The following is a 1,566-nucleotide window of genomic DNA, read 5'->3' on the forward strand; positions in this document are numbered from 1 at the left end:
AACTTGAAATTAAACCAGCAACAAAAACATAGCCAACTTCAAAATTTTCGTAGTACAACATTTTTAACCAGGAATAGTTTGGATTTTGAACCCATTTTGGTAAAAAAATCAAAAAGAAAACGTTGAGTAGCAAATTTATGGTGACATTAAATATTTTAATGACTGCATATTTCATTGGTCTTTTTTCGGCTCTTAATCGCGAAAACGGAATAATAACCAACGCATCTAAAACCAATATCCAAATAGCATAAGTGATGTTTTCAATGTTGATATTGGTCCAATCGGCTACCGTTTTTCGGAAAAGTAAACCAATAAATAAAAACGCAATTGACGACCAAAACAAGGAGACCATTGCAGTTGAAATGACGGATTTCTTATTTTCTTCCTTGTTGTAAAACCTAAAAAAAGCAGTTTCCATTCCATAAGCCAGAATGACATTGAAAAAAACCAAATAAGCAAAAATTAGTGCTACATCGCCATTCGCAGCTCTATCGGGTAAATATTTTACAAATAAAGGATTGAGAATAAAACTAATTATCCTTGGTAAAACCGTTGCTAATCCGTAGATAGCCGTTTGTTTGAAAAGCGATTTAGATAAACTCAAAGTGTGTTATTATAGAAAGAACAAAAATAGGTATTAAATTGAATGAATAAAAAAAGAGCCAACGATTGTTGACTCTTTTTGATAAATAAATTTTTTTAGTACATCGTAACACTTTACTCCCGCATAACCTTTACTGTATTACTAACACCTGCTCCTTCCAGTCGTACCAAGTAAACCCCTTTCGATAAGCCACTCATTTCGATGGTCACTTCGGGTACACTAGTACAATCTAATGGTAGCATTACCTCTTGTCCTAAATAATTATAAACAGACACGCGTGTTATACCCGCTTGGCTATTATCAAATTGTACCCTATCACGTGTGGGATTAGGATAAAGTGTAATGCGTTTTTCGTCTTGGTCAACTACCGATAGTGGCTGACACGCTTCAGTAGCATATTTAGCCACAAAAAAATCCGACTGCGAACCTATATTGGTGATTTGTTGGTTATTATCAAAAAACAACGTTCCTCCCATATAACCCCCCAAGATATAATCGCCAGAGGCATCTACAGTGAGCGCCGCACCATGATCATTAAAACCCAAACTGCCTGGCACTTTGGTCAGTCCAATACAAGCACCCGTGTCTTTGTTAAAACGTGCTAATATCGCTTCTTGACCTTGATTAGGACCAGAGATGTTCAAGGTTTGAGTGCCCCAAGTAAAATCGATACCAAAACCATAACTAGTAAACGCCAACTCATTACCTTTGAGCACTATGGCACCTCTGTTTTGTGATCCCTTATTATGATAAGTACTCCAAAGTACTTGACTAGCATCAGGATTGGTCTTCATGACAAATCCAGGTATAATAGTCTCAGAAACTGAAAAACCTAAAAAACTGACCAGATTTAATCCTGATATTAAACCGCCTATGTAAATATTGTTTTGTGGGTCAAAGGCAAGGTTATATATAAAGAGATAGCCCGAATCGGGAGCAGTATCTTCACGTACCCATTGAAA

2 protein-coding genes are annotated in these 1,566 nt (G+C 36.3%); both read right to left on the reverse strand.

Annotated features, from left to right (window positions below; translation table 11 throughout):
- Positions 1-604: lipopolysaccharide biosynthesis protein (locus tag ACOVQ4_RS17695; RefSeq protein WP_421821944.1), on the reverse strand; the 604-nt coding region annotated here is incomplete at its 3' end.
- A gap of 113 nt (positions 605-717) precedes the next feature.
- The coding region (locus tag ACOVQ4_RS17700) for a T9SS type A sorting domain-containing protein (protein WP_421821945.1) at positions 718-1,566 on the reverse strand (849 nt) is incomplete at its 5' end.

The organism is Flectobacillus sp. (assembly GCF_049240685.1).
Taxonomy (GTDB): domain Bacteria; phylum Bacteroidota; class Bacteroidia; order Cytophagales; family Spirosomataceae; genus Flectobacillus.